We start from the raw sequence: 19,053 nt of genomic DNA on the forward strand, positions 1-19,053 counted from the left end.
ACGTCCATGACCGTCATCAAGCCCGAGCTCCCGCTCGACGAGTTCCCCACCCTCTCCCTCGCCGAACGCGATCGCCGATGGGCCGCCGTCCGAGCCATGATGTCCTCGGCGGGCGTCGACGCGCTGATCGTCTTCGGCCAGGGCCGCAACGCGCTGGACTCCTACCTCACCAACGAGGAGAGCCACGCCACCGTCCTCTTCACCGCCGCCGAGGACCCGATCCAGTTCGTCGGCGACGTGCCGATCAACCGCTACGACGGCGCCGGCGCACGCTACGAGCGCTGGACCGACTCGTGGCAGCACGGCAACCCGATCGCCAACCTCAGCGCCGCGATCGTGGACCGGGGCCTGGCGACGGCCACGATCGGCGTGGTCGGGCTGTCCAGCCGTGCCGTGGGCGAGTGGGCCGGCGTCATCCCGTTCTCGACCTGGACCACCGTGCTGCAGAAGCTGCCCGACGTCACGTTCGTGGACGTGGCGCAGGCGTACGAGCACCTCACCATGGTCAAGAGCGCGGAGGAGCAGCAGATGGTGCGCAAGGCCGCCCAGCTCGGCGAGGCCGCCTGCGCGGCATACGTCGCGGCGACCGGGGCGGGCGTTCTCGAGAGCGTGCCGACCGCGGCGGCCCTCGCGGCGATCGTCGCCGGGGGCGGCTGGATGAGGGCGCCGTTCATCCTCGAACGGGCGGGCTCCCACCGCTTCGGCTGGGGCAACCCGGAATGGTTCTCGATGGGCGGCCGGCCCTACGAGCTGCAGCCCGGCGACTCGATCGCGTCCGAGGTGTTCGCGTTCTACGGCGGGTTCGAGTCGCAGCAGCAGATCGACGTGGTCGTCGGCGAGCCGGACCGGCTGCTGCGCGAGCTCGAGGAGGTGTGCCTGGAGTCCTATCGCGCCGGCATCGACGCGCTCAAGCCGGGACTGCGCTTCGCCGAGCTCGCCGCGATCATGGACGAGCCGCTCGCGCGCTCGAAGACGTGGAACACCGGGCCCATGGTGCAGACGGTGGCGCCGGTGATCTACAACAGCGCCACCCGGCTCGACCCCGGCGTGGACCCGGCACTCGCGCACCTGCCGGCGCTGCCGGCCGGCGTCGGCCTCGACGGCGACTTCGAGATCACCGAGGGCGTCGCCTTCGCCTTCGAGCCCAACGCGCTGCGCGACGGGAAGCGGGTGTGCATCGGCGGCACGGTCCTGCTGACGGCGAACGGCATCGAGGAGCTGAACACGATCCCGAACCGCCTGCAGGTGGTTCCGGCCTGAGCCACGGAGACCACCGGGGCGTCGCGGGACGGGTAGCCGCGACGCCCCGGTCCGTGATCGTCCGTGCACGCGACGGCCGATGCGCCCACGGCGAACACGGGCGTGCGGGCGGCGGATGCTGGTTAGCCTCGACGTACGGCGCCGGTCGTGCGCCCGGAGGAGTCGACATGTTCGAGAGATTCACCGACCGAGCCCGTCGTGTGGTCGTCCTCGCCCAGGAAGAGGCGAAGATGCTCAACCACAACTACATCGGCACCGAGCACATCCTGCTCGGCCTGATCCACGAGGGCGAGGGCGTCGCCGCGAAGGCCCTGGAGAGCCTCGGGATCTCGCTGGACGCCGTCCGCGAGCAGGTGCAGGACATCATCGGCCAGGGCCAGCAGCAGCCCACCGGGCACATCCCCTTCACGCCCCGCGCCAAGAAGGTGCTCGAGCTCTCGCTGCGAGAGGCGCTGCAGCTCGGCCACAACTACATCGGCACCGAGCACATCCTGCTCGGCCTGATCCGTGAGGGCGAGGGCGTGGCCGCCCAGGTGCTCGTCAAGCTCGGCGCCGACCTGAACAAGGTGCGCCAGCAGGTCATCCAGCTGCTGAGCGGCTACCAGGGCAAGGAGCCCGCGGGCGTCGCCAGCGGGGCCGGCGAGCAGAACCAGCAGGCCGCGCAGGGCGGCTCCGCCGTGCTCGACCAGTTCGGCCGCAACCTCACCCAGGCCGCTCGCGACAACAAGCTCGACCCGGTCATCGGCCGCGAGAAGGAGATCGAGCGGGTCATGCAGATCCTCTCCCGCCGCTCCAAGAACAACCCGGTGCTGATCGGCGAGCCCGGCGTCGGCAAGACCGCCGTCGTGGAGGGTCTCGCGCAGGCGATCGTCAAGGGCGAGGTGCCGGAGACGCTGAAGGACAAGCAGGTCTACTCCCTCGACCTCGGCTCCCTCATCGCGGGCTCCCGCTACCGCGGCGACTTCGAGGAACGGCTGAAGAAGGTCACCAAGGAGATCCGCACCCGCGGCGACATCATCGTGTTCATCGACGAGATCCACACCCTGGTCGGCGCGGGCGCGGCGGAGGGCGCGATCGACGCGGCCAGCATCCTGAAGCCTCTCCTCGCCCGCGGCGAGCTGCAGACCATCGGCGCGACGACCCTCGACGAGTACCGCAAGCACTTCGAGAAGGACGCGGCGCTGGAGCGCCGCTTCCAGCCGATCCAGGTCGCCGAGCCGAGCCTGCCGCACGCCATCAACATCCTGAAGGGCCTGCGCGACCGCTACGAGGCGCACCACAAGGTGCAGATCACCGACGGGGCGATCGTCGCCGCGGCGAACCTCGCCGACCGCTACATCTCCGACCGGTTCCTGCCGGACAAGGCCATCGACCTGATCGACGAGGCGGGGGCCCGCCTGCGCCTCAGCATCCTGTCCAGCCCCCCGGAGCTGCGCGAGTTCGACGAGAAGATCTCGGCCGTGCGCCAGCAGAAGGAGCAGGCCAGCGAGGAGCAGGACTTCGAGAAGGCGGCGTCGCTGCGCGACGAGGAGAAGTCGCTGCTGGCCGAGCGGCTGCGCCTGGAGAAGCAGTGGCGCAACGGCGACGTGGCCACCACCGCGGTGGTCGACGAGGGACTGATCGCCGAGGTGCTCGCCCAGGCGACCGGCATCCCGGTCTTCAAGCTGACGGAGGAGGAGTCCAGCCGCCTCGTCTTCATGGAGAAGGCGCTGCACCAGCGCGTCATCGGCCAGGAGGAGGCGATCGCGGCGCTCGCGCGCACGATCCGTCGTCAGCGTGCGGGCCTGAAGGACCCGAAGCGTCCCAGCGGCTCGTTCATCTTCGCCGGCCCCACCGGCGTCGGCAAGACCGAGCTGGCCAAGGCGCTCGCCGAGTTCCTGTTCGACGACGAGGGCGCGCTGATCTCGCTCGACATGAGCGAGTTCGGCGAGAAGCACACCGTCTCTCGGCTGTTCGGCGCCCCTCCCGGCTTCGTCGGCTTCGAGGAGGGCGGCCAGCTCACCGAGAAGGTGCGCCGCAAGCCGTTCTCGGTCGTGCTGTTCGACGAGATCGAGAAGGCCCACCCGGACATCTTCAACTCGCTGCTGCAGATCCTCGAAGAGGGCCGGCTGACCGACGGCCAGGGCCGCGTCGTCGACTTCAAGAACACCGTGATCATCATGACGACGAACCTCGGCTCGTCGGCGATCGCCGGGGGGCCGGTCGGCTTCCAGGTCGAGGGCAACTCGCAGACGTCGTACGAGCGGATGAAGGGCAAGGTCGACGAGGAGCTGAAGCGCCACTTCAAGCCCGAGTTCCTCAACCGCGTGGACGACATCATCGTGTTCCCGCAGCTGAACAAGGACGAGCTGCGCCAGATCGTTGACCTGTTCACCAAGCGGCTGGGCGAGCGCCTGCTCGACCGCGACCTGACGCTCGAGCTCACCCTCGCGGCCAAGGACCGGCTCATCGAGCTCGGCTTCGACCCCACCCTGGGCGCCCGGCCGCTGCGCCGTGCCATGCAGCGCGAGGTGGAGGACCAGCTGAGCGAGCAGATCCTGCACGGCCAGCTCGAGTCGGGCGACCACATCCTCGTCGATGCGAAGGACGGCAGGTTCGTCTTCGACCACGCGCCGCGAGGCGAGAAGGTCGGCGTCGGCGTGGGCGCGGTGGGCGGGATCACCGCGACTCCCGACATCGCCGCCACCGGCAGCTGACCTCTCGCGCGAGAGGGGGCGGGTGCTGCAGCATCCGCCCCTTTCCGCGTTGACTTGCCCTATATGTACGCTGCGAGACGCTTTTCGCGTGCATATAGGGCAAGTCAACGGAGGGGAGCGGGGGCATAGGCTGAGGAGATGAGCGAGTTCACCGTTCGTTCGGCCCGGGCCGCGGACGTGCGCAGCATCCACCGCATGCTCGAGCCGTATGTCCAGCGGCGCATCCTGCTCGGCAAGGACATCGTCGTGCTCTACGAGGCGGTGCAGCAGTTCGTCATCGCGGAGGACGTGCACAGGCGGGTCATCGGATGCGGTGCATTGCACGTCATGTGGGAGGACCTCGGCGAGGTGCGCACCCTCATCGTCACCGACGAGTGGCTGCACCACGGCGTCGGACGTGCGATCGTCGAGGCGCTGGAGGACGACGCGCGCGCCCTCGGCCTGTCCCGGCTGTTCTGCCTGACCTTCGAGGTCGACTTCTTCACCCGCCGCGGCTTCGCGCCGATCGGCGAGCACGTCGTCGACCCGGACGTGTACGCCCAGCTCGTGCGCAGCCCCGACCAGGGCGTCGCCGAGTTCCTCGACCTGGCGCACGTCAAGCCGAACACGCTCGGCAACACCCGGATGCTGAAGACCCTCTGAGCCGCGCGCGCCCTGCGGTCGGCTCGCAGACGGCGACGTAGCCTGGAACGGTGAGCACGCCCACCCGCCACCGCCGTCAGTCGCCCGCGGTGTATCGGCGTCGGCGGCTCGTGCTCCTGCTCGTGGTGATCGTCGTGGTCGCCGTCGTCTGGCTGCTGATCGCGCAGCCGTGGCGCGGCGAGGCCACCGCCGATCCGGGCCCGACCGCGGGGGACGAGGCCACCAGCTCCGCCTCCCCGACGCCCACGGCGGAGACCTCCGCGGGGCCCGACACCGAGGCGGATGCGGAGGCCGCGGCCTCGGCGACCGCGCCGGCGGCCACGCCGACGAGCGAGGCGCTCGCGACCTGCACTGCCGGGGACGTGACCGTCACCGCCGTCACCGATCAGACCTCGTACGCGTCGGGGCAGAACCCGCAGTTCTCCATCTCCCTGACCAACACCTCGGACGAGGACTGCCAGATGAACGTCGGCACCACGACGCAGTCGTTCGTCGTCTCCAGCGGCAGCGACACGTACTGGCGCTCGACCGACTGCCAGACCGACCCGAGCGACCAGATCGTCACGATCACGGCGGGTCAGACCGTCAGCAGCGCGACGCCGATCACCTGGGACCGCACCCGTTCCTCGGTCGACACGTGCGACGACGCGAACCGCACGAAGGCCACCGCCGGCGGCGCGTCGTACCACCTGGCGGTCTCGATCGGCGGCATCTCCGCGGCGACCACCGCGCAGTTCCTGCTGTACTGACGGCACCCGGCACGGCTGCCGCCATAGAAAGGACAAAGGCGACGCCGATATCGTCGCTGTCATGTTCGCTCTGTTGACCCGACGCCGTCACGCGGACCTGAGCCGGGAGCACGCGGCGAGCAGGATCACCGCCTACGTGTACGGCACCATCGTGGCGCTGGCGGCGGTCATCCCGCTCGGCCGCGAGAACGCCGAGAGCGGTCTGAGCTTCGCGATCGTGCTCGGCGCCTCGCTGACGACCTACGTCGCGCACGTGATCGCGGAGTCGGCCGGCCTGCGCGCGCGATCCGACGAGCGGCTCGGCCGGGCCGAGCTGTGGGGCGAGCTGCGCGACTCGCTGCCGGTTCTCACGAGCGGGCTGATCCCGGCGGCGATCCTCGGGCTCGCCTGGCTCGGCGACATCCCCGGGCTGTGGGCCCAGCTCGTCGCCGAGGGATACATCGTCGTGCGCCTCGCGATCACCGGCTTCGTCATCGAGCGGATCCGTGGACGTCGCCCCTCGTTCCGCACCTTCCTGGCAGGCATGCTGCTGGCCGCGATCGGACTCGTCGTCTCCGTCCTCAAGGTGGTGGTCGGCGGCCACTGAGGGCGTCGCAGCCGCCGATACGCTGGAGGGATGGCGGCGAAGAAGGGCAGGGACCGGGCGCGGATGCCGGAGTTCCGCAACACGGCGCTCACCGACGCGCTGCAGACGCAGGACATGGCCGCGGTCGCGTTCGCGCTGCGACACGGTCCGACCGTGGTGCCGCTGATGCGTGCCGGAGCGCGGGACGATCCGCGGGACGCCGGAGAGGTGTGGACCTACCGCAACCCCGAGACCGGGCAGGTCGCGCTGCTGCTGTTCAGCGATGCGGCGCACAAGCCCGAATCGCTGCCGGCGGCGGTCGCACTGCAGGACCCGGCGTGGCTGCGGCGATTCCTGACCGCGCACCGCGACGAGATCACCGCCGTGTTCTTCGACATCGCCGGCCCCCACCCCCTGCAGGCGACCCCCGCCGATCTGATCGAGGCGCTCACCGTCGAGGCGTGAGCCGCAGGGCCCCGGTCACCGGGCGGGCGGAGCCGCGACGATGTGCAGCCGGGCGAGCGCCGCCGTCAGATCGGCGACCGAGGCGTCGATCAGGCCGGCGTAGCCGAGACGCCCCGCCTCGCTGCGCCGCTGGGCGAGCTGTGCCACGGCGCGCACCTCGCCGGTCAGGCTCAGCTCGCCGAACGCCGCGACAGTGTGCGGGATGGGCCGGTCGGTGGCCGCGCTGGCGATCGCCAGGGCGATCGCCAGATCTGCCGCGGGCTCGGAGAGCTTCACACCCCCCACGGTCGAGACGTACACGTCGCATTCACTGAGCCGCAGCCTCGCGCGCCGCTCGACGACCGCGAGGATCATCGCGACCCGCGAGGACTCGACGCCGTTGACCACCCGGCGCGGGTTGGGCGCCGTGGAGGGCACCACGAGCGCCTGGATCTCGACCGGCAGCGCCCGCCGCCCTTCGAGCGCCACGGTCACGCAGGTGCCGCTGACCGGCGTGCCGGTGCCCAGGAACAGGCTCGACGGGTCGGGCACCTCGGAGATGCCGTCCCCCGTCATCTCGAAGCAGCCCACCTCGTCGGTGGGGCCGAAGCGGTTCTTCAGCGCCCGCACGAACCGCAGCGAGGTCTGCCGGTCGCCTTCGAAGTGGCACACGACGTCCACGAGATGCTCGAGCAGGCGAGGCCCGGCGACCTGACCGTCCTTGGTGACGTGGCCGACGATGAGCACGGGCAGGCTGCGTTCCTTCGCGATGCGCACGAGCGTCGCGGCCACCTCGCGCACCTGGCTGGGGTGCCCGGCGAGCCCTTCGCTCAGCGCCGACGACACCGTCTGCACCGAATCGACGATGAGCAGGCCCGGCCGCACCTCGTCGACGTGACCGACCAGCGTCGCCAGATCGGTCTCGCTGGCGAGGAAGAGCTCGTCGTGCAGGGCGCCGGTGCGCTCGGCCCGCAGTCGCACCTGCGCCGTCGACTCCTCGGCGCTCACGTAGAGCACCCGGTAGCCGTCGTGCGCGGCGCGGGCCGCGACCTCGAGCAGCAGCGTCGACTTGCCGACCCCCGGCTCCCCCGACAGCAGCACGGCGGCGCCGGGCACGAGCCCGCCGCCGAGCACCCGGTCGAACTCGCCGACGCCGGTGGCCCGTCGCGGCGCCTCGGCGGTGGTCAGCTCGGTGATCGGGCGGGCCGCGCGCTCGGCGATGGGCGTGATGGGCGTGAAGCCGCGCATCACGCCGGTCTGCGCGGTCGCCTCGACCACGGTGCCCCACTGCTGGCATTCGCCGCAGCGGCCGGCCCACTTGACGGTCGTCCAACCGCACTCGGTGCACCGGTACGGGGCGGCGGCTGCGCGTCTGGTGGCCATGGGACCAGGCTAGGTCGGGCCGCCGACATCGCCGGCCGCCCCGCCGGCGCTCTGCCGGGCCGCGAACGCGGAGGCGACCCGGCGGCCAGTGATGCGCGAAACATCCGCTCCCCGTAACGACCGGGAAATGATCTCGCAGGATGCTAGAGCGTCTGTGTCTCTCGCTGAGAGAACGTGTTCACAAGAAGGGTCCGAATGTCTGCTCAACTCACCGAAGCCGAGCTGGCACTGCTGCGAGAGAGCATGCACGTCGCCGAGCGGTCCCGCGCCGGCGGGGCGCACCCTTTCGGGGCCGTGGTCGCAGACCGGACGGGCCGGATCGTCGCCTCGGCGGGGAACGACTCGCTGCCGCCGGAGGGCGACCCCACGCGCCATGCGGAGCTGGTCGCCGCCGCATCGGCTTTCCGCGCCCTGGGACCGGAGGGGATGGCCGGCACGACCCTGTACACGAGTGCGGAGCCGTGCGCGATGTGCGCGGGCGCGGTGTACTGGACCGGCATCGACCGGGTCGTCTACGCATTGTCCGAGCATCGACTGCTCACACTGACCGGCGATCACCCCGAGAACCCGACGTTCTCGTTGCCGTGCCGGGAGGTGTTCGCGCGGGGACAGCGTCGCATCGAGGTCGTGGGGCCCCTGCTGGAGGACGAGGCGGCCCGGGCGCACGAGGGGTTCTGGCAGTAGCGATCCGCCCGCGGCACTGTCTCCCCCGACCGGGGCGGACTCCGAGGGCGTGCGGGTTCACGACCGCCCCATGAGTCCTTCCGGCTCGTCCACCGAGGCGAGATAGGCGGACCGGCGGGCGAACAGCTCGGGTACCCGGGCGCGAGCCCGCTCGATGATCTCGCCGAGATCGGCGGAGACCAGCTCGCCGTCGTCGACGAGCACCCGGCCGGCGACCATCGTCAGATCGACGTCGCCGCCGCGCACCGCGTGCACGAGGTTGTGATGGACGTTCGCATATTCCCCGGACGGAATGAGCGGCGTCATGCGGGGGGTGTCGCTGCGCACGGCCACCAGGTCCGCCTGCTTGCCGGGCTCGAGCGACCCGAGCCGCGACTCCTGCCGGATCGCGCGGGCACCGCCGGTGGTCGCCATCCGCAGCACCTGCCAGGAGTCCATGGCCGCGGCATCCATCGCCCGGATCTTTCCCATGAGGGAGGCGACCTTCATCTCCTCGAACATGTCGAGGTTGTTGTTCTCCTTCTCGCCGTCGGTGCCGAGCCCCACGGCGACCCCGGCCGCCAGCAGCTCGGCGACGGGCGCGAAGCCGCTGGCGAGCTTCATGTTGCTGACCGGGTTGTGCGAGACGCTCGCCTCCCGCGCCGCCATCAGGGCGATCTCGTCGGCGTCGAGCCAGACGGCGTGCGCGATCATCGTGCGGGGCGTGTCGAAGAAGCCGAGCCGGTCGAGGGCGATCATCGGCCGGGCACCGGTGCGCGCGGCGAACATGCCGATCTCCTGCTCGGACTCGCTGCAGTGCGTGTACAGGCCGGTGTCGAACCGCTGGGCGAGGGCGATCGCCCGGCGCCAGCCGTCGTCGTCGGCGTAGAAGGGATGCTCCAGCCCGACCCACGGCATGACGCGGTCGTGCCCGGACCACTCGCGCAGCATCCGCTCGTTGTCGTCGAGCGTGTCGAAGTAGTCGTAGTCGGGGTGCGCGCCCACGTAGTTGACGGTGACGACGCGGTTGCCGAGCACGTCAGCGGCGCGCGCCGCGCCGTCCATGTACCGCCACATGTCCACGACCGTCGTGGTCCCCGACAGCAGCCCCTCGGCGTAGCAGAGCCATGCCGCCGCGGCGGCGTCCGCAGGCGTCAGCACCCGGTGCATGGGATCGATGTGCAGGCGCAGCCACTCCCACACCGGCAGGTGCTCGGCGGTGCCGCGCAGCAGGCCGGAGTGGTGGTGCGCGTTGACCAGCCCGGGCATCAGGACGCGGTCGGCGAGATGCCGGTGCGGCGCCCCCGGGTGGGCGGCGGCGAGCTCGGCGACCGTGCCGACGGAGACGATCGTGTCGCCGTCGATGGCGACGCCGGCGTCGGTGAGGACGTCGAGCGAGGCGTTCATGGTCACGACGACGTCGGCGGTGAGGATGTGGATGCCCATGGGGCCTCCCGGTCTCGGGGGGAACGGATGCGACAGCATCCATTCGACGTGGCCGGGATTTCCCGGTCGTGCGGGCGGCGTTACCGCGGGATGAAGATTCAGGCCTCGCTCATGGTCGGCAGCTCGTACGCGTGCCCGACCGCCTCGAGCGCCAGCCGGCGGTCCTCGATGCGGCGGTGCATCTCGTGCTGCGCATCGTCGACGAGCCGCGGGTCGAGCGCGACCGACTCGGCGCGGGGGCTGCCGTGGTGCGCGTCGACGTAGGCCGCCAGCTCGGGGCCCGACTCCCACGACGTCACCAGCGCGTACCGGGGCGTGGTGCCGCGGTGCCACACGGCGTGCCAGAGCCGCTGGGTGTCGACGATCACGCGACTGCCGGCGGGCAGCGGGATGCGGGTCTCGGTGGCCGGGTCGAAGCGGTCGGCGCGCAGGATCAGCAGCGAGTCGGGGTCGTCGGTGAGGTTCTCCAGCCCTCGCACGACCCAGCCGGTGTCCGTCGGGTTCAGCCGGTTGTTGTCGTCGAGGTGAAGGTTGTACACGGCATCCGCGTACGTGTTCGGCTGGAGCTCGATCACGCGGCAGCGGCCGACGCCGGCGCCGGGCTCCCGCGCGCGGCGGACCAGCTCGGGGGCTTCGGCGGTCTGCGAGGCGACCCAGACGCCGTCCTTGTCGGTGCGGGGCGGGGTCTGGTTCCAGAACCCGTTGCACTCGACCTCGCCGGCGAAGCTCGCCAGCGGCGCGAAGCGGGTGACGCCGGAGGAGCGCCAACGGACGTACTCCAGCGCCGTCCATTGTTCGGCGTCCGGAATCGGCTCGGCCCGATCGAGCACGACGTAGCCGGTCTCTTCGAGGATCGGCAGCCTGACGTATCCGGACACGGTGCGCACCTCCCGCCACGGAGGCCGACGATCGCCCCCGACTGAGGTGAGCCTAACCCCGCTCCCGCGGCGGGTACAACGACGCGCGCCGTGAATAACCGCTCCTCATCGCAAGGATGCCGCGACCTCCCGCAGCGCGTCCGCCGACCGGTGCAGCAGGCTCAGCTCGGCCGCATCGAACGAGGTCTCGGGGATCGGAACCGCGCCGTGCGCGCTCACGATCGACGGCACCGAGAGCGCCACGCCGTCGATGCCGTGGAAGTCGTGGAGCACCGTGGACACCGGCATGACGGCGTGCTCGTCGTTCAGGATCGCCTCGACGATGCGGGCGCTCGACAGGCCGATCGCGTAGTTGGTCGCCCCCTTGCCCTGGATGACCTTGTAGGCGGCGTCCCGCACGTCGATCGCGATCTCGTCGAGCTCGCCGGCCGTCATGCGGGGGTGTCCCGCGCTCTGCCATTCCAGGATGGGCACCGTCCCGATCGTCGTCTTCGACCACAGCGGGAACTCGGTGTCGCCGTGCTCGCCGACGATGTACGCGTGCACGCTGGAGGACGACACGCCCGCCCGCTGCGCGAGCTTCCAGCGCAGCCGCGACGTGTCGAGCACCGTGCCGGAGGCGAAGATGCGCTCGGGCGGCAGGCCGGTCGCCTCCTGCGCGAGCACGGTCAGCACGTCGCACGGGTTGGTGACGATGACGTAGACCGCGTCGGGGGCGACCTCGAGCAGCTGCGGCATCATGGTCTTGATGATGTTCGCGTTGGTGCCCGCCAGCTCGATGCGCGTCTGACCGGGCTTCTGCTTGGCGCCTGCCGTGATCACCACGACGTGGGAGCCCTCGACGACGGAGATGTCGCTGCCGCCGGCGATGTCGCTGGTGCCGGTGAACTGGGTGCCGTGCGCGAGGTCGAGCACCTCGGCCTCGACCTTCGCGGTGGCGATGTCGTAGAGGGCGACGTGGCGGGCGGAGCCGCGGATGAGGGCGGCGTAGGCGGTGGAGGAGCCGACGGAGCCGGCGCCGACGACGGTGAGCTTCGAGTTCTCGATCACGGACATGCCGCCAGTCTTGCAGCGACGGATGGTGGGGACCAGCGCGTCGTCCGTCCTCGCGACGCCCCGGCGAGCATGTCCCACTTCGGCGCGGTTCATGTCCCGGTTCGGCGCCGTAAGAGGCCCTCTTACCGCGCCAAACCGGGACATGCTCGACCCGGCGGGCGCAGCGCCGGTGCTCGGCCTAAGAGGGATCCCCGGGAGGCGGGTTGCGGATGCCGACCAGCGACGCGATCCCGCCGAGCACCAGCAGCGCGGCGCACAGCAGCACGGAGCTGCGGAGGCCGCCCAGGTCGAGGGTGCCGCCGATCACCGCGGCGACCGCGGCGATCGCCAGGAGCCCTGCGACGCGGGCCACGGCGTTGTTCACCGCGGACGCGATGCCGGAGCGGGCGGAGTCGACCGAGCCGAGGATCGCCGAGGTCAGCGGCGCGACCGTGATCGACAGGCCGAGCCCGGACACGAGCATGCCCGGCAGCACCTGCCACCAGTAGTCGAAGGCGGTCTCGATGGTGAGCAGCAGCAGCGTCCCGCCCGCCATGACGAGCGGGCCGACGGTCATGAACAGCCTCGGACCGAGCCGCCCGCTCAGCGCGCCGAAGCGCGAGCTCAGGGCGATCATGACGATCGTGGTCGGCAGGCTCGCCAGACCCGCCAGGGTGGCGGAGAGCCCTGCGCCCTGCTGCAGGTAGATCGCGAGCACGAACCCGCTGAGCGACAGGGCGCCGTAGACGAAGAGCGTGGCAAGGTTGCCGGCGGCGAAGGTGCGGATGCGGAACAGGCCGAGCGGCAGCACCGGGGACGCCGCGTGCCGCTGGCGCCAGAGGAAGCCCGTGAACAGGGCGCAGCCGGCGACCAGGGGCGCCCAGACGAGGGCCGAGGACCACCCGGCATCCGGCTCCTCGATCAGGGCGAAGACGATCAGGCCGAGCCCGAACGTGCACAGCGCGCCGCCCCACCAGTCGACGGTGGCGCCCGGCTCGCGGTGGTCGGGAGCGTCGAGCCGCGGCAGCAGCAGGAGCGTCGCGGCGATCGGCACGATGCCTGCCAGGAACGCGAACCGCCAGGAGAGGTGATCGACGAACAGGCCGCCGATGAGGGGACCGGCGACCATGGCCGAGGTGGTCAGCGCGGTCCAGATGCCGATCGCGCGGGCCTGCGACGGTCCGCGGATGGTCGAGGTGATCAGCGCGAGCGAGCTCGGGACGAGGAATGCGCCCGCCGCTCCCTGCACCGCCCGCGCGACGATGAGGAACACGGCCGTGGGGGCGAGGGCGACCGCGATCGAGGCGACGCCGAAGCCGATGAGCCCGATGCGCAGCACGAGCAGCCGGCCGAAGGCGTCGCTGACCGAGCCCGCGAGCAGGATGAGCGCGCCGAGGGTGACGAGGTAGGCATCCACCGCCCACTGCTGGGTCGCCAGGCCGCCGCCGAGGTCTCGGTCGATCGCCGGGAGGGCGACGTTGACCAGGGTGCCGTCCAGGAACGAGACGAACGAACCCAGCACGGCGATCGCGACGACCAGCTGCTGCTGCGGTGCGAACCTGTCGGGCACGGGCACCTCCGGGTGTGACGTTACGCGACGGGGGGTTCGTGCGGCATAGCGGTCGGTGGAAGAGTGGGGGCGCGGAATCCCGTGCATCCCACGATCGGGGCCGTTCAGGAGACAGAGATGACCCAGCCCCAGGGCGCGCTGCTGGTCGGCAGCGTCAACTACGACGACGCAGAGAAGACGATCCGCACGGCGGCGAGCATCCTGGAGGGGCGGCTCAAGCGCATCCCGGACGGCGAGGTGGGCAAGCGTTTCCACTGGATCCTGTTCCAGCCCGATGCGCTCGGCGAGACCGAGGGCATCGAGCGGGTCGGCGACGCGCCCATCCCGGTGCGGGGACTCGACGCGCGGCCGGTGCGCGTGGCCGACGGGGTCGACCCGGCGACCCTGAAGATCGCGCCGCTCGGCTACGCCGCCGCCGCGCTGGAGTCGTACGAGGTGTTCCGGCGGCTGCGCGAGGAGGGCGTCGTGCCCCCGGGCGTGCGGTTCCAGGTGTCGCTGCCGACCCCGCTCGCCGTGGTCGGCGCGTTCTTCCCGGCCGAGCAGCGGGCCGCGGTCGAGCCCGTGTACCGCGACGCGCTGTTCCGTGAGTTGGACGAGATCCTCGATGCGATCCCGCACGAGGACCTCGCGATCCAGTGGGACAACGCGGTCGAGTTCCAGGTGATCGAACGCGTCGAGTACCGCGGCAAGCCGGGCGTCGAGCCGTGGTGGGGCGACGTGTGGGAGGGGCTGACCGCCCGTGCCGCCGAGCAGGCGGGGCGCGTGCCGGAGGACGTCGAGGTCGGCTTCCACCTCTGCTATGGCGACGTCGCCGAGAAGCACTTCATCGAGCCGAAGGATGCCGCCAACCTGGTGCGCTTCGCGAACGCCCTGTTCGCCGCGTCCCCGCGCCGCATCGACTGGCTGCACCTGCCGGTGCCGATCGAGCGGGACGACGCGGCGTACTACGCGCCGCTGGCGGATCTCGCCCTGCCCGCCGACACCGAGCTGTACCTGGGTCTCGTGCACCGCGAGGACGGCGTGGCGGGCGCCGAGCGGCGGATCGCGGTGGCGTCGCAGTTCGTCGACGAGTTCGGCGTGGCGACCGAGTGCGGCATCGGCCGGGCACCGGAGGGGACGACCGAGGGGATCCTGCGCACGCATGCGGCTCTCGCCCGCTCCTGGTGAGGCGTAGCCTTCAGTCCGAGGGATCGGAGGCGGGGGATGTGCCGGTGGCTGGCCTACATCGGGGAGCCGATACGGCCGTCGACGCTGGTGCTCGATCCGCAGCACTCGATCGTCGCGATGTCGCTGGACGCTCGCCTCGGCGCCGAGACCGTGAACGGCGACGGGTTCGGGCTCGGCTGGTACGCCGACACGGCGGGGACCGCGCCGTTCGTCTTCCGCAGCGTCGAGCCGGCCTGGAACGACGTGAACCTGCGCGAGATCAGCCACGCCCTGCGCAGTCCGCTGTTCTTCGCGCACGTGCGGGCGGCGGCGGGACCGCCGATCCAGCAGACGAACTGCCATCCGTTCCGCCACGGCACCTGGCTGTTCATGCACAACGGCGCGCTCGCCGGCTTCCCGGCGTACAAGCGCGACCTGATCCTCGAGGTGGACCCTGCGCTGTATCCCGGGATCGAGGGGACCACCGACACGGAGGTGCTGTTCCATCTCGCGCTCACCTACGGACTCGCCGCCGACCCGATCCTTGCCGTCGGCCGGGCGATCCGCCGTGTCGAGGCGGCGGGACGGGCGGTGGGCGTGCCGTCACCGATGCAGGGCACGATCGCGGTGTCGGACGGGCGGACGCTCTGGGCGTTCCGATACTCGTCGGACGGGCGGTCGCGGACGCTGTTCCATTCGGCCGACATCCCGACCCTGCGCCGCATGTATCCCGGCGCGGCGCAGCTGTCCGCGTTCGGCGACCACGCGCAGGTCGTCGTGTCGGAGCCGTTGAACGACCTGCCCGGGGCATTCGTCGAGGTGGAGGAGTCGACGGTCGCCGTCCTCGACGGCAGTGGATACCGGCACCAGCCGTTCCTGGCCGCGTGACCTCTCTGCGGTGTCTTCGTGCACGCGGCGCGCTCTGCGCGGGCGAATTGGCCGCGCGTCGAGGCGTGCCGTAAGCTGGACGACGGTGACGTGTCCGAGCGGCCGAAGGTGCAACTCTCGAAAAGTTGTGTAGGGTAACCCCCTACCGTGGGTTCAAATCCCACCGTCACCGCCATTGTCGAAGCCCCGCGAACCCTTGGAAACACTGGGATCGCGGGGCTTTCTCTTTGCCCCGGAATCGGCTTGCGGGAAAGATTTGGGAAAGACCGTGTCCTCACATACGAGTTGTGGGCTGCGCTATCAGGGCTGTACGCCCTGAGTCCCGTGACCGTGGGGTCGATGTAATCGTCGCTGTAGGGATGAGTCAGACTCACAATGCTTGTGAGTCCACGGAAGTCAGCCCGTTTTGTGTGTCACCACTGCGAAGAGTTTTGCAGAAGTTTTTCTACACCCTTCCTTGTACAGGGTTCTGCAAAACTTTGGATAAACTCGGTCTGCTGCTCCTCTCGAGAGGCAGCCGGACGGAGAAGATTCGGTGGATGTTGTGGACCGCGCGCTTGCTCGGATCGCCGACGGAGATCGCTCAGCGGGGGCGAGCGAGCGGCTAGACCTCGAGTTCAAGACCGATGGTCGATCTGTGAAGGATGACCTGGCAAACATCGCCGAGGCGGCTGCTTGTCTTGCCAACGCGGCGGGAGGCGCCGTTGTCGTCGGAGTCGATGACAAGGCGACAGGCGCCGCAGCGTTTGTGGGCACCAGGCTCGAACCAGAGCGGACGCGCCTGCGCATCTACGAAATCACGCAGCCCCCGCTGCTGATCGAGGCCGAAACGCGAGAGACTTCGCATGGCCCCGTTCTTGTCCTCACCGTGCCGAGCAGTACTCAAGTGCACAGCGCGAGTGGCAAGATCCCGACCGAACGCGTCGCTGACCGTTGCCTGCCGATGTCGACGGAGCGAATCACAGCTGTGACAGCTCAGAAGACCGGGCGCGACTGGAGTGGCGAGCCGAGCGATGTTCCCGCATCTGGGGTCGATCCCGTTGCCATGCAGGTTGCTCGCGAGATGCTGGGTCGGTCGAGTGATCTGGCGAAGCGTCGGCTGGCAGAGGCCGTTGACATCGATCTGCTCCGTGCTGTGGGAGTGGTCAGAGAAGACCAGACCTTGACCAGGGCGGGAGCCTTGCTGTTCACGCGCGGATCCGAGCACGCAGTGTTGCTCTCGTACACACACCGGCGTACTCCGGCGGGCCAGCTGACGGCCAACGAGCAGCTCACCGGTCCGCTGGTGGTCGCGCTGCAGCGCGTTTTCGACCTGATTGGCGCCCGGCTTGAGACCACTCCGGTCTCAATCGGTAAGGGGCAGCAGCTTCACATCGCCGATCTTCCCGAGCCCGCCGTGCGTGAGGCAGTCGTCAACGGGCTGATGCACCGCGAGTACTTCAGCGCCGAACGGACGACAGTGGAGCACACGGTGACCCAGCTCAGGGTGTCATCGCCAGGGGGATTCGTCCCCGGGGTGAACGTGGACAATGTGTTGACGACCTCCTCTCGCACAAGGAACGCGAACCTTGCGGGTGCGATGCGAATGCTGGGACTCGCGGAGACCGCCGGATCAGGCGTCGATCGGATGTACGCGGAGATGGCCCGTGTCGGCCATGAACCGCCAAGGTACGCGGCAGATCCGACCCGGGTCGAGGTCACCCTGCTGGGTGGAGCGCCGAACACGGCGCTAGCCAGGTACGTCGCTACCTTGCCGGCCGAGGAGGCGGCAGATGCTGACACGATGCTGATCCTGCTCACGCTCCTCACCAGGAAGACCATCGGTGCGGATGAACTCAGGCCGCTGCTCCAGAAGCCCGTCATAGATGAGGCGCAGTCTGTTCTCGCGCGCCTGAGCGGCGACGAGATCCGCCTCCTCGAACCGACGCGGGAGACGGCGAGGCGCGCGTACCCGAAGTATCGGCTTCGTGAAGAAGCGCTAGCAGCACTTGGTCCCGCTGTCACGTACCGGCGTCGTACTACTGACCAGCTGGACCGCAAGATCATCGAGCTCGTCCACGAGACCGGGACCATCAACGCACGAATGGTCAGAATTCTCCTCGACCTCGACACCATCGGCGCATCACGAGTGTTGGCGGACCTCGTCGATCGAGGCATCCTCATCAAGACCTCGGAAGCGACGCGAGGACCCAGCGTCACTTACGGACGTGGATCAGCTTTCCCCGCGAAGGCCGGCAGACAGAGCGTCATCAGCAAGCACGCTGGGCCGAGCGCACATCCTGCCGATCAGCTTCCATTCGATGACCTGGACGGTTGAATCGTCCCGACCGGCGCCGCTGACGTCGTCGGCGAGATCGACAGGATGTGGTGCCGCCGGAAAGTCCACGATGGCGCCCTCGCCGCGAGCGGGTCGACCTGTCGCCTAGGGCGTGTCTGACAAAGCCTTAGTGAATCGTCCCGGGTTTAGTGGAGGGCGGGTTCTCCCAGCGCCGGCTGGTGCTGGGGGTGGTTCTCACGGTAGTGCGCGTTCTCCTTCTCGATCGGGGTGAGGTATCCGATCGATGAGTGCAGCCGGTTCTCGTTGAACCAGTGCGCCCAGGAGAGCGTGGCGAGTTCGAGGTCGTCGACGGTGCGGAACGGGCCGTCGATGCGCACGCACTCGGTCTTGTAGAGTCCGTTCGTCGTCTCGGCGAGGGCGTTATCGTACGAGTCTCCGACGGTTCCGATCGACGCGATCGCGCCGGCGTCCGCGAGCCGGTCAGCGTAGCGCAGCGCGGTGTATTGACTGCCCGCGTCGCTGTGGTGGATGACGCCATCGACGTCGTGTCCGGCACGGCCGCGAACCCACAGCGCCATCTCCAAGGCGTCCAACGGCAGCTCGGTGGGCATTCGGTCCGCGACCCGCCAGTCGACGATCCGACGTGAGTAGACGTCGGTGACGAACGCGGTGAACGCCATGCCCGACCAGGTGGCCACGTACGTGAAGTCGACAACCCAGAGCCGGTTCGGCGCCTGGGCGGTGAACTCACGATGCACGAGATCCGGTGGTCGTGTCGCGGCAGGATCCGGCCGGGTGGTCACGAACTGCTTCCCGCGACGCACCCCACGCAGCCCCTGCTGCCGCATGAGACGCTCCACCGTGCAGCGGGCCACGACGATGCCCTCCCGGCGCAGCAGACGCCAGACCTTGCGAACCCCGCTGATCCCACGGCCGAGTTTCGGATCGAAGAACACCCGCTCGATCTCCGCGACCAGCCGCTCATCGCTAACGGCACGAGCAGACGGCGGACGCTTCTTGAACGCGTAGTACCCGGACGGAGCGATCTTGACGTCGTGCGCGGTGAGCACACGACAGATCGGCTCGACCCCGAACCGGTCACGAACCTCGTCGATGAACTGAACTACCACGGCAGTCGCGGGTCGAGCTCCCGCGCGAAGAACGAGGACGCCGCCAACAGAATCTCGTTCGCACGCTTCAGCTCGCGCACTTCAGCCTCAAGCGCCCTGATCCGCTGAGCGTCGCTGGTCGTGGTCCCGGGGCGTTCGCCCGCGTCGATCTGCGCCTGCTTGCACCAGCCCCGCAACGTGTCGGCGTTCACCCCGACACGCTGCCCGATCCGGGTCACCGCCGCGTTCAACGACAACTCCGGATCCTCCCTCCGAGCCTCGGCAACAAGCCGCATCGCAC

At 69.9% G+C, this 19,053-nt stretch carries 16 protein-coding genes, 1 tRNA gene and 1 other annotated feature; of the genes, 11 read left to right on the forward strand and 6 right to left on the reverse strand.

The genetic code is table 11. The annotated features are described in order from the left end of the window. Window positions 1-6 precede the first annotated feature (6 nt). From QM626_RS12710 to QM626_RS12735, 6 genes are all read left to right on the forward strand, one after another. The gene (locus tag QM626_RS12710; protein ID WP_415077320.1) at window positions 7-1,260 is read left to right on the forward strand and encodes a M24 family metallopeptidase; all 1,254 of its coding nucleotides are present in this window, start codon (window positions 7-9) and stop codon (window positions 1,258-1,260) included. A 167-nt stretch (window positions 1,261-1,427) separates the two neighbouring features. Continuing rightward, window positions 1,428-3,956 (forward strand): ATP-dependent Clp protease ATP-binding subunit, encoded by a 2,529-nt coding sequence (locus tag QM626_RS12715; RefSeq protein WP_415077321.1) that lies wholly within the window; start codon window positions 1,428-1,430, stop codon window positions 3,954-3,956. Window positions 3,957-4,094: 138 nt separating this feature from the next. After that, the gene (locus tag QM626_RS12720) at window positions 4,095-4,598 is read left to right on the forward strand and encodes an amino-acid N-acetyltransferase (RefSeq protein WP_415077322.1); all 504 of its coding nucleotides are present in this window, start codon (window positions 4,095-4,097) and stop codon (window positions 4,596-4,598) included. A 50-nt stretch (window positions 4,599-4,648) separates the two neighbouring features. Continuing rightward, the gene (locus QM626_RS12725; RefSeq protein ID WP_415077323.1) at window positions 4,649-5,347 is read left to right on the forward strand and encodes a hypothetical protein; all 699 of its coding nucleotides are present in this window, start codon (window positions 4,649-4,651) and stop codon (window positions 5,345-5,347) included. Between the two features lie 61 nt (window positions 5,348-5,408). Continuing rightward, on the forward strand, window positions 5,409-5,933 hold the full coding sequence (locus tag QM626_RS12730; RefSeq protein ID WP_415077324.1) for a hypothetical protein: 525 nt from the start codon (window positions 5,409-5,411) through the stop codon (window positions 5,931-5,933). A 30-nt stretch (window positions 5,934-5,963) separates the two neighbouring features. Continuing rightward, a complete protein-coding gene (locus QM626_RS12735; protein WP_415077325.1) occupies window positions 5,964-6,377 on the forward strand; it encodes a dehydrogenase in 414 nt (137 codons plus the stop codon). Window positions 6,378-6,392: 15 nt separating this feature from the next. On the opposite strand, the gene radA is transcribed toward QM626_RS12735, so the two are convergent. Further along, a complete protein-coding gene (radA, locus tag QM626_RS12740) occupies window positions 6,393-7,739 on the reverse strand; it encodes a DNA repair protein RadA (RefSeq protein WP_415077326.1) in 1,347 nt (448 codons plus the stop codon). Window positions 7,740-7,934: 195 nt separating this feature from the next. On the opposite strand from radA, the gene QM626_RS12745 reads away from it, so the two are divergent. After that, complete coding sequence (locus QM626_RS12745; protein ID WP_415077327.1) at window positions 7,935-8,423, forward strand: nucleoside deaminase; 489 nt, start codon at window positions 7,935-7,937, stop codon at window positions 8,421-8,423. 57 nt (window positions 8,424-8,480) lie between these two features. Here QM626_RS12745 and QM626_RS12750 read toward each other — a convergent pair whose 3' ends face one another. The 4 genes from QM626_RS12750 to QM626_RS12765 all read right to left on the reverse strand — a co-directional run bounded on the left by QM626_RS12750 (window position 8,481) and on the right by QM626_RS12765 (window position 13,331). Continuing rightward, the gene (locus tag QM626_RS12750) at window positions 8,481-9,848 is read right to left on the reverse strand and encodes an amidohydrolase family protein (protein WP_415077328.1); all 1,368 of its coding nucleotides are present in this window, start codon (window positions 9,846-9,848) and stop codon (window positions 8,481-8,483) included. Window positions 9,849-9,946: 98 nt separating this feature from the next. Beyond that, window positions 9,947-10,726, reverse strand: coding sequence for a hypothetical protein (locus QM626_RS12755; protein ID WP_415077329.1), 780 nt, complete (start codon window positions 10,724-10,726; stop codon window positions 9,947-9,949). A 105-nt stretch (window positions 10,727-10,831) separates the two neighbouring features. Then, window positions 10,832-11,782, reverse strand: a complete 951-nt coding sequence (locus QM626_RS12760) for an L-lactate dehydrogenase (RefSeq protein WP_415077330.1) — start codon at window positions 11,780-11,782, stop codon at window positions 10,832-10,834. Between the two features lie 178 nt (window positions 11,783-11,960). Next, window positions 11,961-13,331: an MFS transporter gene (locus QM626_RS12765; RefSeq protein WP_415077331.1), complete on the reverse strand. Its 1,371-nt coding sequence runs from the start codon at window positions 13,329-13,331 to the stop codon at window positions 11,961-11,963. 117 nt (window positions 13,332-13,448) lie between these two features. Between QM626_RS12765 and QM626_RS12770 the strand changes: the two genes are divergently transcribed. The 4 genes from QM626_RS12770 to QM626_RS12785 all read left to right on the forward strand — a co-directional run bounded on the left by QM626_RS12770 (window position 13,449) and on the right by QM626_RS12785 (window position 17,682). Then, window positions 13,449-14,498 carry a hypothetical protein gene (locus QM626_RS12770; protein ID WP_415077332.1) on the forward strand — a complete coding sequence of 350 codons (1,050 nt, stop codon included), beginning with the start codon at window positions 13,449-13,451 and terminating at the stop codon, window positions 14,496-14,498. 36 nt (window positions 14,499-14,534) lie between these two features. Then, window positions 14,535-15,365: a class II glutamine amidotransferase gene (locus QM626_RS12775; RefSeq protein ID WP_415077333.1), complete on the forward strand. Its 831-nt coding sequence runs from the start codon at window positions 14,535-14,537 to the stop codon at window positions 15,363-15,365. 84 nt (window positions 15,366-15,449) lie between these two features. After that, window positions 15,450-15,540, forward strand: a tRNA-Ser gene (locus QM626_RS12780). 360 nt (window positions 15,541-15,900) lie between these two features. Then, window positions 15,901-17,682, forward strand: a complete 1,782-nt coding sequence (locus QM626_RS12785; RefSeq protein WP_415077334.1) for an ATP-binding protein — start codon at window positions 15,901-15,903, stop codon at window positions 17,680-17,682. 146 nt (window positions 17,683-17,828) lie between these two features. Here QM626_RS12785 and QM626_RS12790 read toward each other — a convergent pair. After that, window positions 17,829-19,053 (reverse strand): IS3 family transposase gene (locus QM626_RS12790; protein WP_415077335.1). Its coding sequence is split into 2 segments (ribosomal slippage), with 1,226 coding nucleotides annotated over them: window positions 17,829-18,802 and window positions 18,802-19,053; the frame shifts between segments, so codons are not numbered across the junction. This gene is flagged as partial in the annotation. Further along, window positions 18,681-18,809 (reverse strand) — a sequence feature (AL1L pseudoknot). Its footprint overlaps the gene before it by 129 nt.

Source organism: Microbacterium sp., assembly GCF_047606385.1.
GTDB lineage: Bacteria > Actinomycetota > Actinomycetes > Actinomycetales > Microbacteriaceae > Microbacterium.

Excerpts from the sequence above, each read along its gene's own strand:
- QM626_RS12710 (WP_415077320.1), top strand. The coding sequence starts at position 7 with ATGACCGTCATCAAGCCCGAGCTCCCGCTCGACGAGTTCCCCACCCTC.
- radA (WP_415077326.1), bottom strand. The coding sequence starts at position 7,739 with ATGGCCACCAGACGCGCAGCCGCCGCCCCGTACCGGTGCACCGAGTGC.
- QM626_RS12720 (WP_415077322.1), top strand. The coding sequence starts at position 4,095 with ATGAGCGAGTTCACCGTTCGTTCGGCCCGGGCCGCGGACGTGCGCAGC.
- QM626_RS12715 (WP_415077321.1), top strand. The coding sequence starts at position 1,428 with ATGTTCGAGAGATTCACCGACCGAGCCCGTCGTGTGGTCGTCCTCGCC.
- QM626_RS12735 (WP_415077325.1), top strand. The coding sequence starts at position 5,964 with ATGGCGGCGAAGAAGGGCAGGGACCGGGCGCGGATGCCGGAGTTCCGC.
- QM626_RS12770 (WP_415077332.1), top strand. The coding sequence starts at position 13,449 with ATGACCCAGCCCCAGGGCGCGCTGCTGGTCGGCAGCGTCAACTACGAC.
- QM626_RS12730 (WP_415077324.1), top strand. The coding sequence starts at position 5,409 with ATGTTCGCTCTGTTGACCCGACGCCGTCACGCGGACCTGAGCCGGGAG.
- QM626_RS12750 (WP_415077328.1), bottom strand. The coding sequence starts at position 9,848 with ATGGGCATCCACATCCTCACCGCCGACGTCGTCGTGACCATGAACGCC.
- QM626_RS12775 (WP_415077333.1), top strand. The coding sequence starts at position 14,535 with ATGTGCCGGTGGCTGGCCTACATCGGGGAGCCGATACGGCCGTCGACG.
- QM626_RS12760 (WP_415077330.1), bottom strand. The coding sequence starts at position 11,782 with ATGTCCGTGATCGAGAACTCGAAGCTCACCGTCGTCGGCGCCGGCTCC.
- QM626_RS12745 (WP_415077327.1), top strand. The coding sequence starts at position 7,935 with ATGTCTGCTCAACTCACCGAAGCCGAGCTGGCACTGCTGCGAGAGAGC.